The sequence below is a fragment of the Streptomyces spororaveus genome (genome assembly GCF_016755875.1).
Taxonomy (GTDB): domain Bacteria; phylum Actinomycetota; class Actinomycetes; order Streptomycetales; family Streptomycetaceae; genus Streptomyces; species Streptomyces spororaveus.
In genome coordinates this window covers 3,105,635-3,128,790 of sequence record NZ_BNED01000005.1, presented here as the reverse complement: position 1 = coordinate 3,128,790, position 23,156 = coordinate 3,105,635, and the positions used below count along the sequence as shown (strand labels likewise).

Below are 23,156 nucleotides of genomic sequence, written 5' to 3'. Positions count from 1 at the left end.
CTTCAACCGCGATATATCGTGTTAACGGAAGACGCGATATGTTGCGTGCGTCGAGCCACGTCCGTGAACGCACGAGGAGGATCAGCACCATGGCAGAGCAGTCGCCCGAGTCGTCGTCGCCGTCGCAGTCGCAGTCGCAGTCGACGTGGCACTTCGCCGAACCGCAGAAGCTCACCTTCGAAGAGCCGGTGACCGAGCTCCGCGTCCGCCTCGTGAGCGGCACGGTGAACGTGGTCGCCGCCGAGGAGGGCCCGGCCCGCCTGGAGGTGACCGAGGTGGACGGACCGCCGCTGTACGTCGTGCAGGACGGCGGCGCGCTGACCGTCTCCTACGAGGACCTGCCCTGGAACGGTTCCCAGGGCCTCAAGCAGTGGTTCGAGACCAAGCCCTGGAAGGCCTGGGCCGGTTCCGCCTCCGGCCGCAAGGCCTGGGAGCGCAGCGTCTCGATCACCCTCACCGTGCCTGCCGCCACCCAGGTCCACGTGGCCGCGGTCGGCGCCGCCGTCTTCGTCTCCGGCATCTCCGGCGGCACCGACGTCACCGGGGTCTCCGGCGACGCCACGCTGGTCGGGCTGTCCGGCCGGGTCAAGGCGCACACCGTCTCCGGCAGCGTCGAGGCCCAGTCCGTCTCCGGCGAGTTCGGCTTCCACTCCGTCTCCGGCGGCCTGACGGTGGTCGACGGCTCGGGCGGCAACGTGCGGGCCGACTCGGTCAGCGGCGACATGCTCATCGACCTCGCCGCGGACCCCGCCGACCCCGAGCCGGTGGACATCTTCCTCCACTCCGTATCGGGACAGGTCGCGATCCGCCTCCCGCACCCCGCCGACGCCAAGGTCGAGGCCAACACCGCCACCGGCCGCGTCTCCAACGCCTTCGAGGACCTGCGGGTCTCCGGTCAGATGGGCGCCAAGCGGATCACCGGAACCCTCGGCTCCGGCGCCGGCACCCTGCGCGCGACCACGGTCTCCGGCTCGATCGCGCTGCTGCGCCGCCCGCAGGCCGACGCGGACCGCCCCGTCACCCCCCTCGCGCTCGACAAGAAGGTGCTCTGACATGCCGCCCGTCTTCGCCCACGGCCGCCTCCGCCTGTACCTCCTCAAGCTGCTGGACGAGGCCCCGCGCCACGGGTACGAGGTGATCCGCCTGCTGGAGGAGCGCTTCCAGGGCCTGTACGCGCCCTCCGCGGGCACCGTGTATCCGCGGCTGGCGAAGCTGGAGGCCGAGGGCCTGGTCACGCACGCCACCGAGGGCGGGCGCAAGGTGTACTCGATCACCGACGCGGGCCGGGCCGAACTGGCCGACCGCGGCGGTGAGCTGGCCGACCTGGAGCTGGAGATCCGCGACTCGGTGAGCGAGCTCGCCGCCGAGATGCGCGACGACGTCCGGGGTGCGGCGGGTGACCTGCGGCGCGAGATGCTGGCCGCGGCCTCGGCCTCGGCGACCCATGTCGAGGACGAGTCGTGGAAGGCCGCCAAGGAGGACCTGCGCAGGGCGCGGCAGGAGTGGAAGGAACAGGCGCGCCGGGCGAAGGACGAGAGCCGCCGCGCCCGCGAGGAGGCGCAGCAGGCCCGCCGCCAGGCCAAGGAGGCCCAGGAGCGGGCCCGCGAGGAGGTCCAGCGCATCGCGGGCCAGCTCCAGGAGCAGTTCGCCCGGTCCGGCGGCGTCCTGGGCAGCCTGGCCGGAGCCTGGCTCGGCGGTGCGCCCGCCGCGGCCCCGGCGGGGGACGCGGCGGCGGACGCGGACCGCGCTTCGGGCTGGGCCGCGGACCTGACGCCGACCGCGGATCCGGCGCGCGACCTGGACCGGCTGCTGGACCGTTTCCGCGACGAGGTCCGCGATGCGGCGCGGGACCGCGGAGTGACCGCGGCCCAGGTGGCCGAGGCGCGCGGGCACCTGGCGGCTGCCACCGCACGGCTGGGAACGACGTTCGGCTCCAAGCCGTAGCCCGCCCGCGGCGCCGCCGCCGGGGCGCCGCCCCGGACCCGCGCCTCGAACGCCGGTGGGGCTGAAATGCCCCCGGGGGGCGTCGGCCGGGTGTGGGGCGGGGTGTCCCCGCAGGGCGCCGAACGCAATGCGGCTCCGCTTCTCGTCCGCTCGCCACGTTCGGCGTCCGAGGAGATACCCCGGCGCACTCCCGGCCCGGCCCGCGCCCGCGACCCGGACGACACCCCCGCCCATCCGCTGCCGCCGGGGCCTTGGGCGTCAGGCTGCCAGGGTTGTCTCGGCCGTGCTGTAGGTGACGCCGTGGTCCGACAGGACCTCGGAGACCGTGCCGGGGCGGGAGAGCAGGGCCAGCAGCAGGTGCAGGGTGCCGATGTGGTTGTCCTTGCGGCCCAGCGCGATACGCAGGGACTGCTCCAGTACCTTCTTCGAGCCCTCGGTGAAGGGGACCCGGTGGCTGCCGGCCCGGTCGTCCGCGTCCTCGCGGCCGAGGGCGGAGCGGATCGAGGCGCCCAGGGTCCGCCTGCGGGGCGCGGGGGCCGCGAGGGCGCCCTGGCCGTGGGACTCCTCGATGCGGGAGACGATCTCGGTGAGGTCGATGCCGAGTCCGGCGAGCGCCTCCTCGTCCGCCCGGGACATACCGCCCCGGCGGCGGGCCGCCGCGAGGTCGGCGGCCACCGCCGCGCGGTCCACGCCGAGGGGGTCCAGGGCGCCCAGGGTCAGCAGGGAGAGCAGCAGGTGCTCCTCGCCGACGGTGGCGGCCCCGGCCCGCCGGGCCTCGCTCATCGCCCCGGTCACGGTCGACCGGGCGTCACGGGTGAAGCGTTCGAACATCAGAGCCTCCCGTATTTCTTGTGCACGGCCTGCCGGCTGACGCCGAGCTCGGCCGCGATCTCCTGCCAGGACCATCCCTGCGCGCGGGCGCTGCGTACCTGTACGGCCTCCAGCTGCTCCAGCAGCCTGCGGAGGGCGGCCACGGCACGCAGGCCCACGCGCGGGTCCCGGTCACCTGCCCGTTCTGCGAGATCGGTCGCTTCCGTCATGCATGTCAATGTAGGTTGACGCGGGAGGTGTCGTCAACCCCAGTTGACATCGGGTTCGGGAGGGCGGGGCTCCGTCCGGCCCCGGAGGTCAGGGCTTGAGGACGATCTTGCCGAAGAGGTCGCCCGACGCGAGCTTCTCGAACCCCTCCCGGGCCCGGTCCAGCGGCAGCACCTCGTCGATGACCGGCCGCAGCCCCGTGGTCGCGCAGAAGGCGAGCAGGTCCTCCAGCTCGTCCTTCGAGCCCATCGTCGAGCCGACCACCTTGAGCTCCAGGAAGAAGATCCGGGTCAGCTCGGCGTGCGCCGGGCGGTCGCCGCTCGTGGCACCGGAGATCACCAGGGTGCCGCCGGGGCGCAGGGACTTCACCGAGTGCGACCAGGTGGCGGCACCGACCGTCTCGATCACCGCGTCCACCCGCTGCGGCAGCCGCGCGCCCGGCTCGAACGCCTCCACCGCGCCCAGCTCCACGGCCCGCTTGCGCTTGGCCTCGTCGCGGCTGGTGGCGAAGACCCGCAGGCCGGCCGCCTTGCCGAGGGCGATCGCGGCGGTCGCGACACCGCCGCCCGCGCCCTGCACCAGCACGGAGTCCCCGGGGCGGACCCCGGCGTTGGTGAACAGCATCCGGTACGCCGTCAGCCAGGCCGTCGGAAGGCAGGCGGCCTCCTCGAAGGTCAGCTCGGCGGGCTTGCGCAGCACGTTCCAGGCGGGGACGGTCACCTGTTCGGCGAAGGTTCCCTGGTAGCGCTCGGTCAGGATCGAGCGCGGCTCGTCCGGGCCGACCCCGTGGCCGCTCTGGCCGATCACGGAGTGCAGGACGACCTCGTTGCCGTCCTGGTCGATCCCGGCGGCGTCGCAGCCGAGGATCATGGGGAGTCTTTCCTCGCCGAGGCCGACCCCGCGCAGCGACCACAGGTCGTGGTGGTTGAGGGAGGCGGCCCTGACGTTCACGGTCACCCAGCCGGGCCGGGCCTCGGGGGCCGGGCGGTCGCCCAGCTCAAGGCCGTTCAGCGGCTGGTCACGGTCGATTCGGGCGGCGTAGGCAGCGAACATGCGGCGACGCTACCGCTCGGTAGGGGCCGGGTTCCAGACCTCCCGCCATCGCACGGGTGAGGCCTTCGTCGCACCCGGCCGGTCCCGGAGCCGACGGGCGGAGTCCGTGAAAAAGCAGAGGCCCGGCCGGAGGGGATCCGGTCGGGCCTCTTCGCGTACTGCTCAGGTCCGGTCTCAGACCAGACGGGCCACGCCGTCGGCCTTGGCCGCGGCGGCCACGGCGGTCGCGACGGCCTCGGCCACGCGCTCGTCGAACGGCGACGGGATCACGTAGTCGGCGGCGAGCTCGTCACCCACGACACCGGCGATGGCGTCGGCGGCGGCGATCTTCATGCCCTCGGTGATCCGGGTGGCGCGCACCTTGAGGGCACCCGCGAAGATGCCCGGGAACGCCAGCACGTTGTTGATCTGGTTCGGGAAGTCCGAACGGCCCGTGGCCACGACCGCCGCGTACTTGTGCGCGACGTCCGGGTGGACCTCCGGGTTCGGGTTGGCCATGGCGAAGACGAACGCGTCCTTCGCCATCGAGGCCACCGCCTCCTCCGGGACCGTACCGCCGGAGACGCCGATGAAGACGTCCGCGCCGTTCAGCGCGGTCTCCAGGGAGCCCGTCTGGCCGGTCTTGTTGGTCAGACCCGCGATCTCCGCCTTGACGTCCGTCAGGTCGGAGCGGTCCGCGGACACGACGCCCTTGCGGTCGGTGACGCAGACGTCGCCGATGCCCGCGTCCACCAGGATCTTGGCGATGGCGATACCGGCCGCGCCCGCACCCGAGATCACGGCGCGCAGGTCGCCGAGGGTGCGACCCGTCAGCTTGGCCGCGTTGCGCAGCGCGGCGAGCGTCACGATGGCGGTGCCGTGCTGGTCGTCGTGGAAGATCGGGATGTCCAGCGCCTCCTGGAGGCGGCGCTCGATCTCGAAGCAGCGCGGCGCCGAGATGTCCTCCAGGTTCACCCCGCCGAAGGACGGGGCGAGACGGATGACCGTCTCGATGATCTCGTCCGTGTCCTTGGTGGCGAGCGCGATCGGAACCGCGTCGACCCCACCGAACTGCTTGAAGAGAATGGCCTTGCCCTCCATGACGGGGAGGGAGGCTTCGGGACCGATGTCACCGAGTCCGAGCACGGCCGTGCCGTCGGTGACGACGGCGACCACGTTGGACTTCCAGGTGTACTCGTTCACCAGCTCCGGCTGCTCGGCGATGGCGCTGCACACCTTCGCCACGCCGGGCGTGTACGCGAGGGAAAGGTCATCCTTGTTGGTGACCGGAACCGTGGCCTGGATGGCCATCTTGCCGCCCCGGTGCAGCGCGAACACCGCGTCCGGGTTGTTGTCCGTGACGCTGTCACTGCGAGGGTTGATGATCTCCGCTGCCACTTCGTGTGACCCCTTAAGTCCTTTGAATCGTTGAGGGTGGCCACTCCTGGTTAAGGGGTGGGCGGGCACCGCGTCCGTACTCCGCGTCAACGGTTGGCCCGTCTCCGCGAAGGGGAGGTTCGTACGCGCGGGCGCGCCGCACGCGCGCCCTGAGCCCCGGATGAGGGGTGTAAGGATCTGTTCTACCCGAAGAACGCTCGCCCAGACGAGTCGATTCCCGCTCAACTGTAGGTCCCTTGCCCGGCTTTTGGCGAAAAGTCCAAACCTTGCCGTCCAGTGGGCGAGACGCCCCGGAGAAACTGCGGCAAAAACAGCAGGTCACAGCAGTATCTGCGGTCCCGAACCCCGTTCCCCGCAGTCCTGTTGGGTCACCTGGGGCGCCCGTTATGCGATTTTGACCTGACGGGCACCCTGAATGTCTCAGTCCGAATGGCAAGATGCCGTAATCACACAAGGTCGCGACACTCGATGGTGCGTGTCCGACCGTTTTTCGATGCTTTTCCACCAGCGCCGGAGGAACCAAGCCATGACCGCTAGCACCACCCGTCGTACGACCGCCGCACGGTCCCGGATCGCCGCGGTCGGCGCGATCGCGGTCGCGGGCGCCCTGATTCTCACCGGTTGTGGTGACCAGACCGACAAGGCCTCCACCAGCCCGTCCGGTGCGGCCGCCAACAGCAGCGCGCCGCTCTTCTCCAAGCTCCCGAAGAAGATCCAGGACGCCGGTGTCATCAAGGTCGGCACGGACGCCACCTACGCGCCGATGGAGTTCACCGAGGGCGGCAAGATCGTCGGTGTCGACCCCGACGTGGCGGCGGCCATGGCCAAGCAGCTCGGCGTGCAGTTCAAGTTCGAGTCCGGCACCTTCGACACGCTGATCGGCAGCATGCAGACGGGCCGCAGCGACCTGGTCATGTCCTCCCTCACCGACACCAAAGCCCGTCAGGAGGGCCTGGACGACAAGGGCGCCAAGACCGGTGCCGGTGTCGACTTCGTCGACTACTTCTCCGCCTCGACCGGCATCCTGGTGAAGAAGGGCAACCCCCAGAACATCAAGACCCTCGACGACCTGTGCGGCAAGACGGTCGCCGTCCAGCGCGGCACCACGTACGAGGACTCCGCCAAGACCCAGGCCGAGAAGTGCAAGACGGACGGCAAGGGCGAGCTCAAGATCGAGTCCTTCCCGACCGACGCCGAGGCCCAGACCCGCGTGAAGGCCGGCGGCGCCGCCGCGGACCTGAACGACTCCCCGGTCGCCGCGTACATCGCGCAGACCGCCGGTGGCGGCAACGACTTCGAGGCCATCGCCAACCCGACCGACGCCGGCCTCTTCGGCATCGCGGTGGACAAGAAGAACACCGAGCTGCGCGACGCGCTCAAGGAAGCCCTCGACGCGGTCATCAAGGACGGCACGTACAAGGCCGCCCTGGACAAGTGGAACGCGGGCTCCGGCGCCGTGACCGAGGCCAAGATCAACGCCGGTTCCTGACCTCCGCGTACCACCGCAGCACACTGAAGGGCAGTCACTGTGACTGACAAGCTCGACAAGGTCCCGGGCCCGGCGGACACCCCGCCGGCCGGGGCCGTCCCCCCCGAGGCGATCCGTGCCATCCCGGTCCGCCATTACGGCCGCTGGATCAGCGCCGTGGTCGTCATCGGCCTGGTCGTGGCGCTCGCCGTCGCGTTCTCGCAGGGCAACGTCCGCTGGGCGACCGTGCCGGAGAAGCTGTTCGACCCGACGATCCTCCGCGGCGTCGGCAACACGATCTGGATCAGCATCACCTCGATGGCCCTGGGCCTGGTGCTCGGTGTCCTCTTCGCGGTCATGCGGCTCTCGAAGAACCCGGTCACCAGCACCATCGCCTGGTTCTACATCTGGCTGTTCCGCGGCACCCCGGTGTACGTGCAGCTGCTGATCTGGTTCAACCTCGCCCTGATCTTCCCGATCCTGAACCTCGGGTTCTACAAGGACGAGATGACCCAGGTCATGACGCCCTTCCTGGCCGCCCTGCTGGGTCTCGGCCTGAACGAGGGCGCGTACATGGCGGAGATCGTCCGCGCCGGCATCCAGTCGGTCGACGAGGGCCAGACCGAGGCCTCGCACGCGCTGGGCATGACCCGGACGCAGACGATGCGCCGTGTCGTGCTGCCGCAGGCCATGCGGGTGATCGTGCCGCCGTCCGGCAACGAGTTCATCAACATGCTCAAGACCTCGTCGCTCGTCGTCGCCGTGCAGTACTTCGACCTGCTGCGCGCGGCCCAGGACATCGCGTCCACCTCGTTCGCGGTGATGGAGATGTTCTTCGTCGCCTCGATCTGGTACCTCGCCCTGACCAGCGTGTTCAGCGTCGGCCAGTACTACCTGGAGCGCCGCTACGCCCGTGGTGCGCTCCGCTCGCTGCCGCCCACGCCGCTGCAGAAGATCAAGGCGAAACTGTCCAGCTTCTCGAACCGCAAGGCGGTGGCCTGATGACGACTGCCATGGTGAAGGCCGAGGGCGTCCACAAGTCCTACGGTGCGGCGCACATCCTCAAGGGCATCGACCTGGAGGTCGCCCCGCGTGAGGTGTTCTGCCTGGTCGGTCCGTCGGGTTCCGGCAAGTCGACGTTCCTGCGGTGCATCAACCACCTGGAGCAGGTCAACGCGGGCCGGCTGTACGTGGACGGGCAGCTGGTGGGCTACCGCCAGAAGGGCGACAAGCTCTACGAGCTGAAGGACAGCGAGGTCGCGGCCCAGCGCCGGGACATCGGCATGGTCTTCCAGCGCTTCAACCTGTTCCCGCACATGACGGCCATCGAGAACGTCATGGAAGCCCCGGTCATGGTCAAGGGCGAGTCCAAGTCCGTGGCGCGCGAGCGCGCCGTCAAGCTCCTGGACCGCGTCGGCCTCGGGGACAAGGGCGGGAACTACCCCACCCAGCTCTCCGGCGGCCAGCAGCAGCGTGTGGCGATCGCCCGCGCGCTGGCCATGGAGCCGAAGCTGATGCTCTTCGACGAGCCCACCTCGGCCCTGGACCCGGAGCTGGTCGGTGACGTCCTGGACGTCATGCGGGACCTGGCCGAGTCGGGCATGACGATGATCGTGGTCACCCACGAGATGGGCTTCGCCCGCGAGGTCGGCGACAACCTCGTCTTCATGGACGGCGGCGTCGTCGTCGAGTCGGGTCACCCCCGCGAGGTCCTGGGCAACCCCCAGCACGACCGGACGAAGGCATTCCTGTCCAAGGTGCTGTAGCGCGCACGAGGTGAGGGGCGGTACGGGATCCCCGTACCGCCCCTCAGCCGTTTCCCGGGAACCCGGATCTCCTACTTCAGGCCCAGGACCAGGGCGTCCGAGGGCGAGCGCCAGACCGTACGGGCCTCCGCGAAGCCCGCCGCGCGCAGGGTCTCTGCGTGCCAGGCCTCGGAGGGGGTGTCGCCGTCCGCGTGCTCCCCGTAGATCTCGAAGCGCTGCTTCACCTGCTCGGCCAGTGCCGGGTCGGCGCCCGCCAGCGCCCACCACTCGCGCCAGTCCACCGCCCCGGCCGCCTTGGCCCGGTCCATGCCGGCGTGCCGGTGGGCGTGCTCGGCGGCGTCGATGCGCGGGGTGGCCGGGTCGGGCATGTGGTCGGCGTTCATGAAGACCCCGCCCGGGGTCAGGAGCGGTGCGAGCTGCCGGTAGAGAACGGCCAGCTCCTCGCTCGGCAGCCAGTGCAGGGCGGTCGCCGTCAGGATCGCGTCGAACGTGCCGTGGGGGAGGGCGGAACGCCAGTCGGGGTCCTTGAGGTCGGCGGTCACGAAAGTGACGCGCGGATCGCCCGCGAAGTGGCCCTCGGCGATGGTCAACAGGGCCGGGTCGAGATCGACGCCCGTACTGGTGGCTTCCGGGAACCGCTTGAGGACGCGGTCCGTAATACTTCCCGTACCGCATGCGAGATCCAGCACCCGGGGGGCGGGTCCCACCAGTGCCTCGACCATGTCCAGCATCACCCGGAACCGCTCCTCGCGGTCGGGCATGTACCACTCCTGCTGCCGGTCCCAGCTGTCCTGCCAGGCCTGCCAGTGGGCCGTGCCCGTCGTTTCGGTCGTATCCGCCCTGTCCGCCGTATCCGTCATCCCGTACCCCTTCATACGTAATACCCTCGAAGACGTCTCAGCCGTTACCGCAGACGTTAATCCGCAGCCGTAAGGACTACAAGTGGAACTGGCCCATTACTCGGACTTCGCCGTGCGCCTGGTCAACACCGAGGAGCCGGCCCGCAACAAGGACGCGCTCACCTCGGTGGACGCCGTCCGCGCCCTGTTCGGCGACAGCCAGCAGATGGCACGCCGCGTCACCGACGGGGACGTCACCCGCTTCCGCAACGTCCGCGGCCGTCTGCGCTCCGTCTTCGAGGCCGCCGACGGCGGAGACCACGTCCTCGCCGTCGACCTGCTGAATTCGCTGCTCATGGAGTTCCCCGTCAGCCCCCAGGTGTCCGGCCACGAGACCCTCGACGACGACGGCCGCCCCGACTGGCACATCCACCTCGCCGAGCACCCCTCGAACGCCTCCGCCGGCTACGCCGCCATGGCCTCCATGGGCCTGGCCTTCGCCCTCACCGAGCACGGCCCCGACCGCCTCGGCCTGTGCCAGGCCACGCCCTGCCGCAACGCCTACCTCGACACCTCCACCAACCGCTCCCGGCGCTACTGCTCCGACCGCTGCGCCACCCGGGCGAACGTGGCCGCCTACCGCGCCCGCAAGCGGCTGGAGGCCGAGGCGTCCGCCCACAGCGGGCGCAGCGCCGAGGCCGCCCAGGACAGCCGGGCCCTCAGCGAACGCTGATCCTCCTCGCGCGGCCGGAACCGCAGCACCGCCGTCGCCAGCACCAGCTCCGCGGGCACCGGCCCGAAGTCGGTGCTGTCGCCGGTCTCGTTGAACGGGTTGTCGCCGAGCACCCACCAGCTGCCGCCCGGCCGCCGCTCCACCGCGCGCTTGACCACCAGCAGGTCCTGCTGGAGCGGATGCCGCAGCACCACCACGTCGCCCGGCCGTACGGAGGCCCCGTACCGGACCACGAGCTGGTCCCCGTTCAGCAGCGTGGGCACCATCGAAGGCCCCGTCACGTCCACCACCCCGAACCGCCTGCGCGGGCGCCCGTTCTCCACCATGCGTGTCCTCCTCGTCACCCCCGCATGCTGCCGCACCGGTCCGTACATTCGCTCACCGGTCCGGCCGAGCCCCTGGACTTTTGTCCTAAGCCCATGGGGGCGCCCGCGAAATCCCGTTCTTCAGCGAGTAATCTCCCCCTTGAGAAGACGATCACGAGGAGGACACACTCCATGCTTTCCCGCCTCTTCGCCCCCAAGGCGAAGGTCTCCGCCCACTGCGATCTTCCGTGCGGCGTGTACGACCCTGCCCAGGCCCGCATCGAGGCCGAGTCCGTCAAGGCCGTGCAGGAGAAGTACCAGGCCAACGAAGACGCCGACTTCCGTGCGCGCGCCATCACCATCAAGGAGCAGCGCGCCGAGCTCGCCAAGCACCACGTCTCGGTGCTGTGGAGCGACTACTTCAAGCCCCCGCACTTCGAGAAGTACCCCCAGCTCCACACCCTGGTCAACGACACCCTGAAGGCCCTCTCGGCCGCCAAGGCGTCGAACGACCCGGCGACCGGCGCGAAGGCCCTCGAGCTCATCGCCGAGATCGACCGCATCTTCTGGGAGACCAAGGCCGCCTGAGCCCGGGCGCCCGAAGGATCTTCCCGCGCTCCTGTCACGGGAGCGCACACGACACCGGCCCGACCGCCCCGTGCGGCCGGGCCGGTGTCGTACGCGGCCCCTACGGGCGTCGTCAGGACGTCTCGCCGAGCACGGTGCGCAGCCAGTCGAGCGGGTCCTGGCCCAGCAGCTCGTCAGCCAGCCGCTGCCCGGTCTCCGTCGTGAGGCGGGCCCTGCTGTTGTCGATCCACCGCTGGGCGTGGGCGTGGCCCTGGGCCCGGTACTCGATGCCCTGGAGCATGCACTCCAACTTGTCGGCGTCGCGTGCGCAGACGGCTTCCGGCGAGTCCTTGGCCTCGTACTCGGCGACGAGTTCGTGGATCGCCGAGGCGAGTCGCTCCGGCATGCCGAGGGTCTGATCGGCCGTGACCGCCACCGGGTCGGCGCTCGTCGCGTACTTCTTGCCGAGGTGGTTGACGTCCCCCGTGCGGGTCTCCTGGGTGTCGTGCCAGACGGCGAGGAAGGCCGCCCGCGCGGGGTCGGCGCCTTCCAGTTTCGCGATGATCGATGCGATGAGCGAGGTACGCCAGGAGTGTGCGGCGACACTCTCGGGATCGTTGACGCCGGCCATCCACCAGCCCGTGCGGCGCGTGTGCTTGAGCGTCCCCGCCTCGTAGAGGAACCCGGCCACCGCGGACAGATCGTCAGCCACTGTGTCTCTCCTTCATGCCTCGGCGAGGCGGATCGCGTACCGAATGCCTTCCAGCTCCCGACGCGCACGCGGCGAGGGCCCGGTGCCATCCAACAACACGGGCAGCTGGTCCCGGAGGGTGCGCCCGGCGGCGGACGTCGTACGCAGGAGCGTGGGGCGCGCAGCCAGCAGGGACCACAGGGTGTGAATGTTCAGGTCGAGGAATCCGTGATGGGGCGCGAGGCCGTTCACGAGGTGCTGCAGCAGTCTGTGGCCGTGCCAGGTCCCGGGACCGGGTGCGGCGATGAAGTCGTCGGAGAGCTGCAGGTGCGGACTCTCCCCGAGCCAGTAGGCCCAGTAGTTCAGATTGGCGGCCTCGCCCGCCTCGTCGTCCAGCGTGGTGGAGATGAAGTGCCGCATGCGCTCACGATCACCCTGCCGGGCTGCGACGGCGGCGACGGAGCGGGCACCCAGCCAGTGGGTGAGCCAGTCCGTCGGCCACTCGGCCTTCTGCTGCTGCGCGAGCCACGCGGAGGTGTCGGGGGCGTCGTCGTACCCGGCCAGGTAGAGGGCTTGGCGGCGGAGCAGGAACTCGTCCGCCCGGGCCTCCTCGGCAGTCCGGCGCATGCGACGGAAGAACCGTAGCCGGTCGTCCGCGGACAGTTCCGGTCCGTCGGGCGCGGGGCCTCGGCGTGGCCTGGAGGGGGTCACATGGGCATGCAGGGGCTCGGGAACCACCCCGTTCAGCGGCCAGACCAGCACCTCGACGAGGTCGCGCTGCAGGACCCACGTCCCCAGGGGGTCGCTCCCCGTGGCCCCGTCGTCGGTGAGTACACCGATCAGGAGGAGATCCGCCTCCAGCGCCTTCTCCAGGGCAAGGAGCAGAGCGGCGCTCACACCCATGCGCATGAGACGGTGGCGATGCGCGAGCATCTGCCCCACCGCCAACGAGGTCAGCGGGCGTCGCCCCGACTCCCATCCCGCGATCGTGTCCACGGAGACGCCGAAATCCTCGGCCAGGGACTCCTGGGTGTGGCACAGATACTCTCGGATCAGCCGAAAAACATAACCGGACACGATGCCGCCACGACCGCGTCGTCGAGTTCCCTGACCGGCAGTCAGGGTGGGTTCCATCGGCGCGCCCATGACGCTCTCCCGCCTACGAAGTGTCACCAAAGTACCCGTACTGGTGGTCACTTCGGGCAGCGAGATCCGATTCCTACGCTCGTCTCATCACCCGCTGACGACGGTAGGGAGCCGCCGTGTCCTGGAAGAAGACGGCCGACTGGTACGCGTGCTGCCTGGCCGATCCCGCGGTGGCGCACGCCGCGTGGCGGGAGCACGGTGTCGCCGTGCTGCCGCTCGGGGCCCGCTTCGAAGCCGTGCGCATCCCCGACGCCCTCGCGTACGCTGCCGTCGAGAGCTCCGCGGACCGTGTCGTGGACCTCGCGCTCACCCTGGCCCTGGAGGGGCCCGTGATCCGCGACGCGCGCGGCCGCAACCGCTACGCGCTCGTCGAGCCGGGCACAGGCGAGGACTGGCAGCCCCGGAGCGCCGTCGAGTGCCTCGGCCACGGCACCCACCTCGGGGTGCCCGACATCGGTCGGGACCGGGTCGGGCCCGGCCGGGCCCTCTACTGGGCCTCGGCCCCCGGCCCGGGGGCGTACTTCTGCCGGGTCGCTGCCGTCCGGCTGCTCGTCCGGGTGGGCTGGGCACGCCTCGCAGAGGGGGCGGCGAGGTGACGGGCTGCCCGGATCGCCCGGAGGTCGAGGTGTCCGACCCGCATCCCGACGGAGAGTGCACGCGGGCGCACGCGCTCTGCACCGGGTGTGGACTGCCGGCTCCGGTCGCGATCAGGTACGGCGGTCCCATGGCCGGCTGCCGGCCCTGCCGCTACGGGTGGAGCGTCCACCACGACCCCGTGAGCTGTTGGCAGCGCACCCGTACGGAGGAGGCCCTGATCGCCCGGATCCGTGAGGTGGCGCCGCTCCTCCTCTTCGCCCGCGCCGTGCTCGACGCCGTCGTCGGCGACCTCTGAGCCGGTCAGGGGCCCGCGTCGGACTGCCCGGGCCGGGCCCTGCGGACGGCGTCGAGGTGTCTCGTCTGGCGTCTCGTGAGCAGCTCGTCCACCGGTTCCAGGAGCCGGTCCCACGCGTGTTCGGCCTCCGGCGCGCGCCGGGGGAGGTGTGCGTAGTGCCGGGCCGCGGCGATCGCCTCGTCGTAGAGGCCCTGATCCGCGGGGAGGGCGGTCGAGCGTTCGCGTCGCAGCCACGTGATCAGCCGCGGCATGTCCCGGGGCCACTGAGGGTTCCCCAGGGAGCGCACGCGCAGATATCCCAGCTGGTCCCACCAGCGGCGGTTGTGCCACTTGCGCGAGTGGGCCGGCGGCAGGCCGGGAGGGAGGTCCTTCACCGGGCCCATGGTGCCCGGTGGCGGCACCCGGGCCGACGGAATTCTTCGTTCACCCGGCCGGGCCCGCCGCTGTGGTGGGCAGAACCCGCCCGTACGTGCGGGGTCCGGGTCGGGCCCGAAGGCCGGTGACCGGACCCCGGGGGGTCACTCGTCGTCCTCGTCCTCGTCGTCGTCCAGCCGGGCCAGCCAGGTGGCCAGGCGTTCCACCGGGACCTCGAAGTCCGGGTTCAGGTCGACGAAGGTGCGCAGCTGCTCGGCGAGCCACTCGAAGGTGACCTCCTCCTCGCCGCGCCGCTTCTCCAGCTCCTCGATGCCGCGATCGGTGAAGTACAAGTCGGGCTCCGTGCCGTGATGGGGTGTGCAGGGGGTGTTTCCCGCCAGGATAATCCGCCTTACGGCGAGACCTCCCGCCTGCGCCGTCCCCGGGTCTAGCCTGGATGCCCGACGAGTGGGGGGTGCGGATGACGGACGGGCGCACGACAGGGTCCGCGCGCGCCTTCGAGCTTCTGGAGCCCCTCGTCCAGGCCGCGACCGTACGCGTTCACGCCCCGCCGGGCGGGTATGACAACCCTCGCAGTCATCGGACCGGTCCCACATGGGGGAGCGGCTTCTTCATCGCCCCCGGCTGGGTCCTGACGTGCGCGCACGTGGTCGGCGAAGGGGGTGCTGCGGTGCGTCTGACGGGGCGCGAGGTCGGCATCACCTTTTCCGCGGGGAGCATCTCCGGCACGGTCACCGGACGCGTGGAGTGCGTACTGCCCGAGCGGCTGGAGGAACGGCGACCGGGCCGGCACGCGCTGTGGGACCTGCCCGACCTGGCGCTCGTCCGGGTACTGGCCCCCGTCTCGCACGCCTGCGTCTGGCTGACCGACCGCTCCCGACCACGCTTCGACGAGGTCGCCTACTTCGGCTGCACCGAGGATCTCGGCACCCCCGAGATCACCGGCCGCACCACCCGGCTGCGCGGCACCGCCGGGAACGGTGCGGCCATCCGCCTCGGCGACGACGACGAGATCGAGCCCGGCATGTCCGGAGGGCCCGTCGTCGACCTCGTCCGCGGGGAGGTCGTCGGCGTGCTCAAGGCGCGGCGGCAGACCGGGGGCGGCGGGCTCGCCGTCTCCGTCGTGCAGCTGCGCACCCTCCCGATGGCCGCGCGGGGCCAGGTCGGGCTCTACCGCCGGATCATGCAGGCCCACGACCTGTACCACTACGACCAGCACCTCAGCGATCTCGACAACCGCCGGACCTGGACCGACGTGCACGGCGAGCTCCCGCCGGAGGAGGGCGACCCGTACGCCGGCCGGGGCCGGCTCACCCCCGGCGAGCGCACCACCCTGTTCGGGCTGCTGGCCGAGCTGCCCCCGCCGGGCTCCTCCGAGGTCGTACGCGCCCTCGTCGAGGAGGCGCGCGGCGAGGAGCCGGACCCGCTGCCACCGGCCCCGCTGAGCTGGCGCGACGGGCTGGGGCTCCTGCACGACCCGCCGGGCGGGACGGGGGAGGCCGCGGCGATGCTCCGGTACGCGACGGACGTGAGCGTGGCGGAGTACCGCGAGCCGGCCACGCCGGGCGCGGACGAGGAGCTGTGGGACTGGGTACGGGCCACGGCCGAGCGGCTGTGGCGGCCGCTGCGGCGCGAGCTCGGCGAGCGCCACGAGCGGGGCCTCGCCGAGCGGGAACGCCGCCGCCGGGCCTCGGCCGGACGGGCGGTGCACGGCCCCGCGCGGCGGTCCGGCGGGCTGCCGCCCGGCGCCTCGGTGCTGCTGGAGGTGTGGGCGCACGGCTGGGAGGACGTCTACGACTGGCGGGTCTCGGTGCTGGCCGGTCCCGCGCACGCCGGCCGGGTGACGCCGGTGGACTCGGGCGTACGGGCCACCCTGGCGGGACTGCCGGAGGCGTTACGGGCCCCGCTCGCCGAGGGCTTCCGGCGCTGCGACACCCACGAGGCGGCGGCCCTCCTCGAAGTGGCCGTGGCCCCCGCGCTGTTCGGGCTGGCGGTGGACGAATGGGTGGTGGTGGGCGGCGTACCGCTCGGCGTCCAGCGGCCGGTGGTGCTCCGTCACCCGGCCGGGGCGAACCGGGCCGCGGCGAACCCCGCCGGCGCGCGGGAGCACCCCGCCGACCGTGAGGGCGGCGACGTGTCCGCCCGCTGGGCGCGGGTCCAGGCGGGACCGCTGCAGGACGAACGCGCCGACTGCGTACGGGGACGCCCCCGCAGCCCCGCCACCGAGTGGCTGACGGGACTCCCCGACAACACCGTGCCGGTGCACTGCCGCGCCGCCGACCAGGAGCCCACGCTCGGGTCGCTGCACGCGGTACGGGACGCCGGGTACGGGGTGGTGGTGACCCGGCGGCCGCCGCCGGACCCGGGGGCCTCGTGCGCGCCCTTCCACCGCGGGCTGCGGGAGGAACTGGCCGACGCCGGAGGGGCGGAGGTGCTCCCGGTGCGCCTGCAGAACCTGCGGGGGCGGGCGTACGGGGCGGATCCCGACGCCTACTGGGCGACCGGGACGGGGCTGGTGTGGGAGGACCCGGCGCGGCCGCTGCCGGACGAGGAGCCGCTCCAGGGCGACCTGTGACGCGACCTGTGACGGGGCCGGCGCGGACGACGCGAGGGAGGGAGCAGGAGCACCATGAACGACGAGTGGCTCATATACCGAGGGGTGGGCGAACCCCACGACGGGATCGACGCCCTGCCCGACCCGCCGCCCTGGCGGGACTTCGACGGCGGACCCGTGGCGGAACCGGGCGGTCCGGCCCGGGTCGCCGACGGCAACGTGGCCCGGCGGCTCGGCGCGCACCGGCAGGCCGCCGAACTGCACCGGCCCGAACCGGAGGAGCTGGAGGCCATCAACGCGGCCCTGTACCTGCGGCGGCCGCTGCTCGTGACCGGCTTCCCCGGCACCGGGAAGTCCACCCTCGCCCACGCCGTCGCCCACGAGCTGAAGCTGGGCCGGGTGCTGCGCTGGCCGGTGGTGTCCCGGACCGTGCTCCAGGACGGCCTGTACCGGTACGACGCCCTGGCCCGGCTGCAGGACGTCCAGATCGCGGCGAGCGCCGGAGGCGGCCCGGCCGGCGCCGCGGGATCCGCGACCGCCCCCGGCATCGGCAGGTACATCCGGCTCGGGCCCCTCGGCACCGCCCTGCTGCCGACCGCCCGGCCCCGCGTCCTGCTCATCGACGAGCTGGACAAGAGCGACATCGACCTCCCCAACGACCTGCTGAACGTCCTGGAGGAAGGGGAGTTCGCCCTCCCCGAGCTGGAACGCGTCGCCGACAGCGAGCCCGAGGTCCAGGTGCTCACCGACGACGGGACCAAGGTCACCGTCCGCGGCGGCCGCGTGCGCTGCCGGGCCTTCCCGTTCATCATCCTGACCAGCAACGGGGAACGGGACTTCCCGGCCGCCCTGCTGCGCCGCTGCATCCAGCTGAAGCTCGGCCAGCCCGGCGAGAAACGGCTCGCCACCATGGTCCGCGCCCACCTCGGCGAGGAGGCCGCCCGCCTCGGGGCCGACCTGATCCGGGAGTTCCTCAGCCGCTCCCAGTCCGAGCTGGTCGCCGCCGACCAGCTGCTCAACGCCGTGTACCTGACCCACTACGCCGCCCCGCCCACCCGGGAGGACCTCGCCGACCTGCTCATCCAGCGCCTCGACCGCCCGAGGTGATCGGCCGTGGCATCCGCCGGCGCACCCGGCGTCCGTGAACTGGCCGTGCTGCTGCGCGCCGCCGGGCTCGACCCGTCCGCCGGGGAACTCGCCGACGCCCTGTGGCTGGCCGGGCACATCGGCGGCCCCGGGCAGGCCCTCCCCGGAGGGCCGGGGCCGGGCGAGGCGCGGACCGGGGCCGGGGATCCGGCCGGAGAGCCCGCCGGGCCCGTACGCGCGGACACGGAAGGCGACGCCCCGGTCGGGCTCTACGCGCCCGGGGCGGCCCGCACCGACGGCGCCGACGGGGAGCGGCCCGGGGAGTCGCCCGAGGAGTACGGAGTACCCGTACGGGTGCCCGGGGCCGCCGCGCTGCCCCGCATCCTGGACATCCAGCGGGCCCTGCGCGCCCTCCAGCGGCACCGCCCGCCCGGTCCGCCCACCCGGCTGGTGATCGACGAGGCGGCCACCGCCGAGGCCAGCGCCCGTGCTCTCGGACTGGTCATTCCCGTACTCCGGCCGGAGAGCAGGCGCGAGTCGACCGTACGGCTGGTGATGGACGCGTCCCCGTCGATGGCCGTCTGGCAGGACATGTTCGAGGAACTGCGCTCCGTGTGCGAACGGCTGGGCGCCTTCCGCGACGTCCAGGTGCACTATCTGCACCGTCTCGTGGACGGGACGGCCGCGCTCGGACGCAGCCCCGCACCCGGCTGCGTACGCGCCTCCGGCCTGCGCTCCGGGGACCAGCTGCGGGACCCGACCGGCCGGGCCCTGACCATGGTGGTCTCCGACTGCGCCGGGCCGCTGTGGCGCGAGGGAACGGCGCAGCGGCTGCTCCACCGGTGGGCCGAGTGCACCCCGTGCATGGTCGTCCAGCCGCTGCCGCAGCGGCTGTGGGGGCGCAGCTGGCTGCCCACCGAGCGGGGCACGCTCACCCGGCCGGAGGGCGGCGGGCAGACCCTCACCTTCCGGCCGGACCGGCCGCCGCTGCCCGGGCGGCCCACGGGCGGGCTGACGGTGCCGGTGCTGCCGCCGAGCGCGGCCGCCCTCGGGTCGTGGGCCCGGCTCCTGGCCGGGCTCGCCGCCGGGCCCGTACCGGCCGAGGTGGGCCGGGTGCTGGCCGACCATCCGGCCGCGCCGCTGCCGCCGCCGCGCGCGGTACGGCCGCCGCGCGAGCTGGTGGCGCGCTTCCGGTCCGCGGCCGCGCCCCGGGCCGTACAGCTCGCGGTGTACCTGTCGGCGGCCCCGCTGACGCTGCCCGTCATGCGGCTGGTGCAGCGCACGATGCTGCCGGACTCCGAGCCCTCCGACCTGGCGGAGGTGCTGCTGAGCGGGCTGCTGCGGCGCAGCGGGCCGACGCCGGGGCACTGGTACGAGTTCGTCCCCGGGGTGCAGGACGTACTGCTGGGGCCGCTGGGACGGGACGAGGCCGCGCTGGTGCTCAAGCACTGCTCGGAGTACGTGCTGGCGCACTTCGGCCGGGGCGTACGCAACTTCCCCGCGCTCGCGGTCTCGCAGCTGACCGGGATCCCCCCGGCGGTCGCCGACCCCGGACCCGAGGAGGACGAGCGGGCTCCGGAGGGGAGGCTCCCGCAGGCCTTCGCGCAGGTTTCGGCCAAAGTCGTACGGCGCTACCTGCCGGGGATGCCGGAGGAGGGGCCCGCGGTCCGCAGGCCCCCCGCGGCCCCCGTGCCCACCCGGGCCGGGGCGGTGCGCGCCGCCCGCGACCGGCTCGCGGACGCGGACGCCGACGGGGACGGCGGCGCGCGGGCGCTCTACGAGGCCGTGGCGGTGCTCCGGCGGGCGGTGACGGCCCCGCCGGGGCCCGGCGATCCGCCCGAGGAGGCGGAGACCGAGCTGGCGGGGGCGCTGCTGCGGCTGTGGGCGGCCCAGCGGGACCCGGAGCTCCTCGCCGAGGCGGAACGGGCCGTGACCGGGCTGCGGACGGCGCGGGCGGCGGCGGTGCTCGGCCGGGTGCTGTACGAGCGGGCCCTGGCCGCCGGACCGGACGCCCAGCTGCTGGCGGCGGCGGACATGGAGTTCGCGGCGGCCGGAGCCGCGGCCGACCCGGAGCTGCGGCGCGATTGCGCGGTGCGCCGGGCCGAGACCCTGATCCGGCTGAGCGGGCTGCGGGACGAGGCGGGCGCGCTCCGCGAGGCCCGCGCGGCCCTCGAACCCCTGGCGGGCCCGGCACCCGGCGCCGCCCCCGGCACCGACAGCCCCGACTCCGGCGCGGAGAGCGGCGGGGGCGCCGGCCCGGCCCCGTACCCGGAGTTGCACCTGGCCCTCGGCCGCGTCCTCCTGGCCCTGCTGCCCCGCACCCAGGACCCGGCCGAACGCACGGCCCTGGCCGAACAGGCCGCGGCCCGCCTGGCCGCGGCCCTGACCACCCCGACCCCGGCACCCGGCCGCACCGGGCCCGGCGCCGCACAGGTACGGCTGGAGCTCGCCGACGCGCTGCGCCACCTCCCCGGCCGGCTGGAGGAGGCCGCCGGTCAGCTGGACGCGGCCCTGGCGGAGGCGGGCGGGGACCCCGAGCTGCGGCTGGCCGCCCTGGTGTGCCTGGCGCGCGTGCACCGGGAGCGGTACGCGCGCGACGCCGACCCGGCGGCGCTGGAGGACGCGGCCGAGGCGTACGGCCGGGCCCGGCGGCTGATCCCGCGCGACGCGGAGGCCTACGGGGAACTGCTGCCCGAGTGGGGCGACGTACTCCTGGACCGGGCCCGCGCCGCCGACGGGCGGCGGTTCACCGGTGCGGCCGTACGCGTCCTGCGCGAGAGCCGGGCCGCGGTCCCGCAGTCCGACCCCGGTGCCGCCCACCGGCTGCTGCGGCTGGCCACCGGGCTCCGGCTGCGGCACGCGTACGAGGGCGACCCGGTGGACCTGCGGGAGGCCGAGTACCTGCTGGAGCTGGCGGTCCGGCACAGCCGCGACCCGCTGGAGCAGGCCCGCGCCTGGCGGGACCACGGCGACGTACAGCAGGAGATCCACGGCCACACCCGGGCGCTGGACCGCCTCGACCGGGCGGCGGACTCCTACCGGCGGGCCTGGCGGGCCGCGCTGGAGGCCGACGTGGAGGACCGCGAGGACACCGCGGTCCAGCTGGCCGCCCGCGTACAGCAGTTGCGCGGGGACGTGCTGGAACGCCTGGCCCGGCCCCGCGCGGCCCTGGACGCGTACCGCTCGGCGCTGGAGCTGTGGACGCGGACCCGCGAGGCCGCCACGGGGCGCTCGGAGGCGGTCCGCGCGCGGATCCTGGCCCTGGAGGCCGGGCTCTGACGCCCGCGCCGAGGGCGCGGCACGGGCCGGCGGCCGCTGTTTCCGCGGACCGGTCGGCGGGAAAGGGAAGTGGACCATCCGGTGTGCGACGCGACAGGGGGCCCGGCGGCACATGGTGACGAAGCAGCAGGAAGTGGCGGCGGCGACCCCGGGATGTCCGGGGCGGCTGCCGGATCTCTCCGGGCTGGACCTGGCGGCGCTGCGCGGGATCGACCACCCCGTGCTGGCCCGGGTGATCGAAGGCATGGTCGAGCGGGTGACCCATCCCGCGGAGATCCTCAACGCCTTCGACTCCAGCGTGGCCTGATCGCACCATGCCTGATCCGCCCCACCTTGAAACCGAGTTGACCACTTTCCGCCGTTAGCCGGGACCGTCCCCAGGGCAGGGATGGACCGTCCGCCGGGGTGTCCCCGGGCGGTTGTTGCCGGGGGAGGGAGAGCGGCGATGCGGCGAGCGGTCACGAGCGGAACCCCGCTGCCCGCACCCGGCACCCCCGACCCCACGGCATCCCGCGCCCCGACGACCACACCCGCACACCTCCCCTCCGCGACCACACCCGCACACCTCCCCTCCGCGGCGGCGCCCGAGCTCCCGGACCCCGCCGCTCAGGGCCCGAACCCCGACCCCGCCGCGCAGGGCCCGCGGCACGCCCGGCACGCGCCCTGGCCCTACACCCGGCTCGACGTGGCCGCCGCGCGGGCCGCAGGCCACCGGCCCCATCCGATACGGCAGTTCGTCCTCAAGACCCGCAGCCGCTGCAACCTCGCCTGCACCTACTGCTACGTCTACGAGATGGCCGACCAGGGCTGGCGCGGCCAGCCGCCCGCCATGACCCCCGCCACCACCGCCCGCGCCGCGCAGCGGATCGCCGAACACGCCGCCGCCCACGACCTGCCCCGGATCGACCTCGTCCTGCACGGCGGCGAACCGCTGCTCACCGCCCCCGCCGCACTCGCCGCGCCCGTCGACGCCGTACGCGCCGCCGTGGCCGGGGCCGCCCCGCGGACCCGGGTCACCGCCACCGTCCAGACCAACGGCACCCTGCTCACCCGCGGCCGCCTCGCCGCCCTGGCCGCCGCCGGGATCCGGGTCGGCGTCAGCCTCGACGGCGGGCTGCCCGCACACAACACCCGGCGCGTGGACCACGCCGGACGGCCCGGCTTCGCGGCCGCCGCCCGCGGCCTGCGGCTGCTGGCCCGCCATCCGCAGAGCTACGCCGGGGTGCTCTGCGTCGTCGATCTCGACCAGGACCCGGTGGAGACCTACGAGTCCCTGCTCGCCTTCGCCCCGCCCAGCATCGGGCTGCTCCTGCCGCTCGCGAACTGGAGCGACCCGCCCCCCGGCCACCACCCGGGCCGGACCCCGTACGCGGACTGGCTCCTCGCCGTCTTCGAGCGCTGGTGGCACGACGGCGTACGGCGCACCCGGATCGGGCTCTTCGAGGAGATCATCGCCCTGTTGCTCGGCCTGCCCACCACCACCGAGACCCTCGGGCTCACGCCCGCCGCCACCGCCGTGATCGAGACCGACGGCTCCATCGAACAGGCCGACTCACTGAAATCCGCGTACGAGGGGGCCGCCGTGACCGGGATGACCCTCGACACCCACAGCTTCGACCAGCTGCTCGACCATCCCGGACTCGCCGCCCGCCAGCTCGGCCGGGACGCGCTCGCAGCCCGGTGCCGCGCCTGCGAACTGGTCGAGGTGTGCGGCGGAGGGCACTACCCGCACCGCTACCGGGCCGGCGAGGGCTTCCGCCAGCCGTCCGTGTACTGCGCCGACCTCCAGCCGCTGATCCGGCACATCGCCGCCGCCGTCCAACGGGCCGCGCAGCCCCGTGCCACCGGGGCCCCCGCCGTCCACCCCCCGGCGGTCGCCTCATGACCGACGCCCTCACCGCCTTCACCGTCTCCTCGCCCACCCTGCGCGCCCTCGCCTCCACCGAACCCTCCATGGAGGGCACCCGCCTGGTCCGGGACGTACGCCGCTCCAAACGCCTGCTCCTGCTGCGCGCGGTCCTCGACGCCGCCCCCGGCGGCGGT

The 23,156-nt window shown here is 73.2% G+C and carries 23 protein-coding genes; 13 read left to right on the top strand and 10 right to left on the bottom strand.

The genetic code is table 11. The features are described 5' to 3' along the window. Positions 1-89 precede the first annotated feature (89 nt). Positions 90-1,052, top strand: coding sequence for a DUF4097 family beta strand repeat-containing protein (locus Sspor_RS16130; RefSeq protein WP_202199764.1), 963 nt, complete (start codon positions 90-92; stop codon positions 1,050-1,052). A gap of 1 nt (position 1,053) precedes the next feature. Beyond that, positions 1,054-1,944: a PadR family transcriptional regulator gene (locus tag Sspor_RS16125; RefSeq protein WP_202199763.1), complete on the top strand. Its 891-nt coding sequence runs from the start codon at positions 1,054-1,056 to the stop codon at positions 1,942-1,944. A 258-nt stretch (positions 1,945-2,202) separates the two neighbouring features. Here Sspor_RS16125 and Sspor_RS16120 read toward each other — a convergent pair whose 3' ends face one another. From Sspor_RS16120 to Sspor_RS16105, 4 genes are all read right to left on the bottom strand, one after another. Beyond that, positions 2,203-2,775: a Clp protease N-terminal domain-containing protein gene (locus tag Sspor_RS16120; RefSeq protein WP_202199762.1), complete on the bottom strand. Its 573-nt coding sequence runs from the start codon at positions 2,773-2,775 to the stop codon at positions 2,203-2,205. Then, a complete protein-coding gene (locus Sspor_RS16115; RefSeq protein ID WP_030013034.1) occupies positions 2,775-2,984 on the bottom strand; it encodes a helix-turn-helix domain-containing protein in 210 nt (69 codons plus the stop codon). Before Sspor_RS16115 ends, Sspor_RS16120 begins: the two co-directional genes overlap by 1 nt. 88 nt (positions 2,985-3,072) lie before the next feature. Then, entirely contained in the window at positions 3,073-4,035 is a 963-nt protein-coding gene (locus tag Sspor_RS16110; protein ID WP_202199761.1) for a zinc-binding dehydrogenase, read from the bottom strand. Positions 4,036-4,209: 174 nt separating this feature from the next. Further along, positions 4,210-5,412, bottom strand: coding sequence for an NAD(P)-dependent malic enzyme (locus tag Sspor_RS16105; protein ID WP_202199760.1), 1,203 nt, complete (start codon positions 5,410-5,412; stop codon positions 4,210-4,212). A 526-nt stretch (positions 5,413-5,938) separates the two neighbouring features. On the opposite strand from Sspor_RS16105, the gene Sspor_RS16100 reads away from it, so the two are divergent. The 3 genes from Sspor_RS16100 to Sspor_RS16090 are packed head-to-tail and all read left to right on the top strand — an operon-like array spanning position 5,939 to position 8,646. Continuing rightward, complete coding sequence (locus Sspor_RS16100) at positions 5,939-6,901, top strand: ABC transporter substrate-binding protein (RefSeq protein WP_202199759.1); 963 nt, start codon at positions 5,939-5,941, stop codon at positions 6,899-6,901. A gap of 39 nt (positions 6,902-6,940) precedes the next feature. Further along, positions 6,941-7,882 (top strand): amino acid ABC transporter permease, encoded by a 942-nt coding sequence (locus Sspor_RS16095; RefSeq protein WP_202199758.1) that lies wholly within the window; start codon positions 6,941-6,943, stop codon positions 7,880-7,882. Beyond that, entirely contained in the window at positions 7,882-8,646 is a 765-nt protein-coding gene (locus tag Sspor_RS16090) for an amino acid ABC transporter ATP-binding protein (RefSeq protein ID WP_272934837.1), read from the top strand. Before Sspor_RS16095 ends, Sspor_RS16090 begins: the two co-directional genes overlap by 1 nt. Before the next feature lie 71 nt (positions 8,647-8,717). Here Sspor_RS16090 and Sspor_RS16085 read toward each other — a convergent pair whose 3' ends face one another. Then, a complete protein-coding gene (locus Sspor_RS16085) occupies positions 8,718-9,506 on the bottom strand; it encodes a class I SAM-dependent methyltransferase (protein WP_202199757.1) in 789 nt (262 codons plus the stop codon). 82 nt (positions 9,507-9,588) lie between these two features. Here Sspor_RS16085 and Sspor_RS16080 point away from each other — a divergent pair, with 82 nt between their 5' ends. Next, positions 9,589-10,218, top strand: coding sequence for a CGNR zinc finger domain-containing protein (locus Sspor_RS16080; protein WP_202199756.1), 630 nt, complete (start codon positions 9,589-9,591; stop codon positions 10,216-10,218). Here Sspor_RS16080 and sodX read toward each other — a convergent pair. Next, on the bottom strand, positions 10,122-10,544 hold the full coding sequence (sodX, locus tag Sspor_RS16075) for a nickel-type superoxide dismutase maturation protease (protein WP_202199755.1): 423 nt from the start codon (positions 10,542-10,544) through the stop codon (positions 10,122-10,124). The genes Sspor_RS16080 and sodX overlap by 97 nt on opposite strands. Positions 10,545-10,715: 171 nt before the next feature. Between sodX and sodN the strand changes: the two genes are divergently transcribed. Next, a complete protein-coding gene (gene sodN, locus Sspor_RS16070) occupies positions 10,716-11,111 on the top strand; it encodes a superoxide dismutase, Ni (RefSeq protein ID WP_030009413.1) in 396 nt (131 codons plus the stop codon). Positions 11,112-11,223: 112 nt separating this feature from the next. On the opposite strand, the gene Sspor_RS16065 is transcribed toward sodN, so the two are convergent. Together Sspor_RS16065 and Sspor_RS16060 are read right to left on the bottom strand one after the other, a co-directional pair. Then, positions 11,224-11,802 carry an HD domain-containing protein gene (locus Sspor_RS16065; protein WP_202199754.1) on the bottom strand — a complete coding sequence of 193 codons (579 nt, stop codon included), beginning with the start codon at positions 11,800-11,802 and terminating at the stop codon, positions 11,224-11,226. A gap of 12 nt (positions 11,803-11,814) precedes the next feature. After that, the gene (locus Sspor_RS16060) at positions 11,815-12,915 is read right to left on the bottom strand and encodes a helix-turn-helix domain-containing protein (protein WP_202203686.1); all 1,101 of its coding nucleotides are present in this window, start codon (positions 12,913-12,915) and stop codon (positions 11,815-11,817) included. A gap of 128 nt (positions 12,916-13,043) precedes the next feature. On the opposite strand from Sspor_RS16060, the gene Sspor_RS16055 reads away from it, so the two are divergent. Beyond that, complete coding sequence (locus Sspor_RS16055) at positions 13,044-13,523, top strand: hypothetical protein (RefSeq protein WP_202199753.1); 480 nt, start codon at positions 13,044-13,046, stop codon at positions 13,521-13,523. A gap of 301 nt (positions 13,524-13,824) precedes the next feature. Here Sspor_RS16055 and Sspor_RS16050 read toward each other — a convergent pair whose 3' ends face one another. Both Sspor_RS16050 and Sspor_RS16045 read right to left on the bottom strand, forming a co-directional pair. Continuing rightward, positions 13,825-14,193, bottom strand: coding sequence for a hypothetical protein (locus Sspor_RS16050; RefSeq protein WP_202199752.1), 369 nt, complete (start codon positions 14,191-14,193; stop codon positions 13,825-13,827). A gap of 144 nt (positions 14,194-14,337) precedes the next feature. After that, positions 14,338-14,526, bottom strand: a complete 189-nt coding sequence (locus tag Sspor_RS16045; protein WP_150259220.1) for a DUF6104 family protein — start codon at positions 14,524-14,526, stop codon at positions 14,338-14,340. Positions 14,527-14,630: 104 nt separating this feature from the next. Between Sspor_RS16045 and Sspor_RS16040 the strand changes: the two genes are divergently transcribed. From Sspor_RS16040 to Sspor_RS16020, 5 genes are all read left to right on the top strand, one after another. Next, a complete protein-coding gene (locus Sspor_RS16040; protein WP_202199751.1) occupies positions 14,631-16,769 on the top strand; it encodes a VMAP-C domain-containing protein in 2,139 nt (712 codons plus the stop codon). 54 nt (positions 16,770-16,823) lie between these two features. Further along, positions 16,824-17,855 carry an AAA family ATPase gene (locus tag Sspor_RS16035; protein ID WP_202199750.1) on the top strand — a complete coding sequence of 344 codons (1,032 nt, stop codon included), beginning with the start codon at positions 16,824-16,826 and terminating at the stop codon, positions 17,853-17,855. Positions 17,856-17,861: 6 nt separating this feature from the next. Next, on the top strand, positions 17,862-21,113 hold the full coding sequence (locus tag Sspor_RS41110) for an SAV_2336 N-terminal domain-related protein (protein ID WP_202199749.1): 3,252 nt from the start codon (positions 17,862-17,864) through the stop codon (positions 21,111-21,113). Positions 21,114-21,225: 112 nt separating this feature from the next. Beyond that, on the top strand, positions 21,226-21,420 hold the full coding sequence (fxsA, locus tag Sspor_RS16025) for an FxSxx-COOH cyclophane-containing RiPP peptide (protein WP_202199748.1): 195 nt from the start codon (positions 21,226-21,228) through the stop codon (positions 21,418-21,420). A gap of 138 nt (positions 21,421-21,558) precedes the next feature. After that, complete coding sequence (locus Sspor_RS16020) at positions 21,559-22,998, top strand: FxsB family cyclophane-forming radical SAM/SPASM peptide maturase (protein WP_237403883.1); 1,440 nt, start codon at positions 21,559-21,561, stop codon at positions 22,996-22,998. Positions 22,999-23,156: the final 158 nt, after the last annotated feature.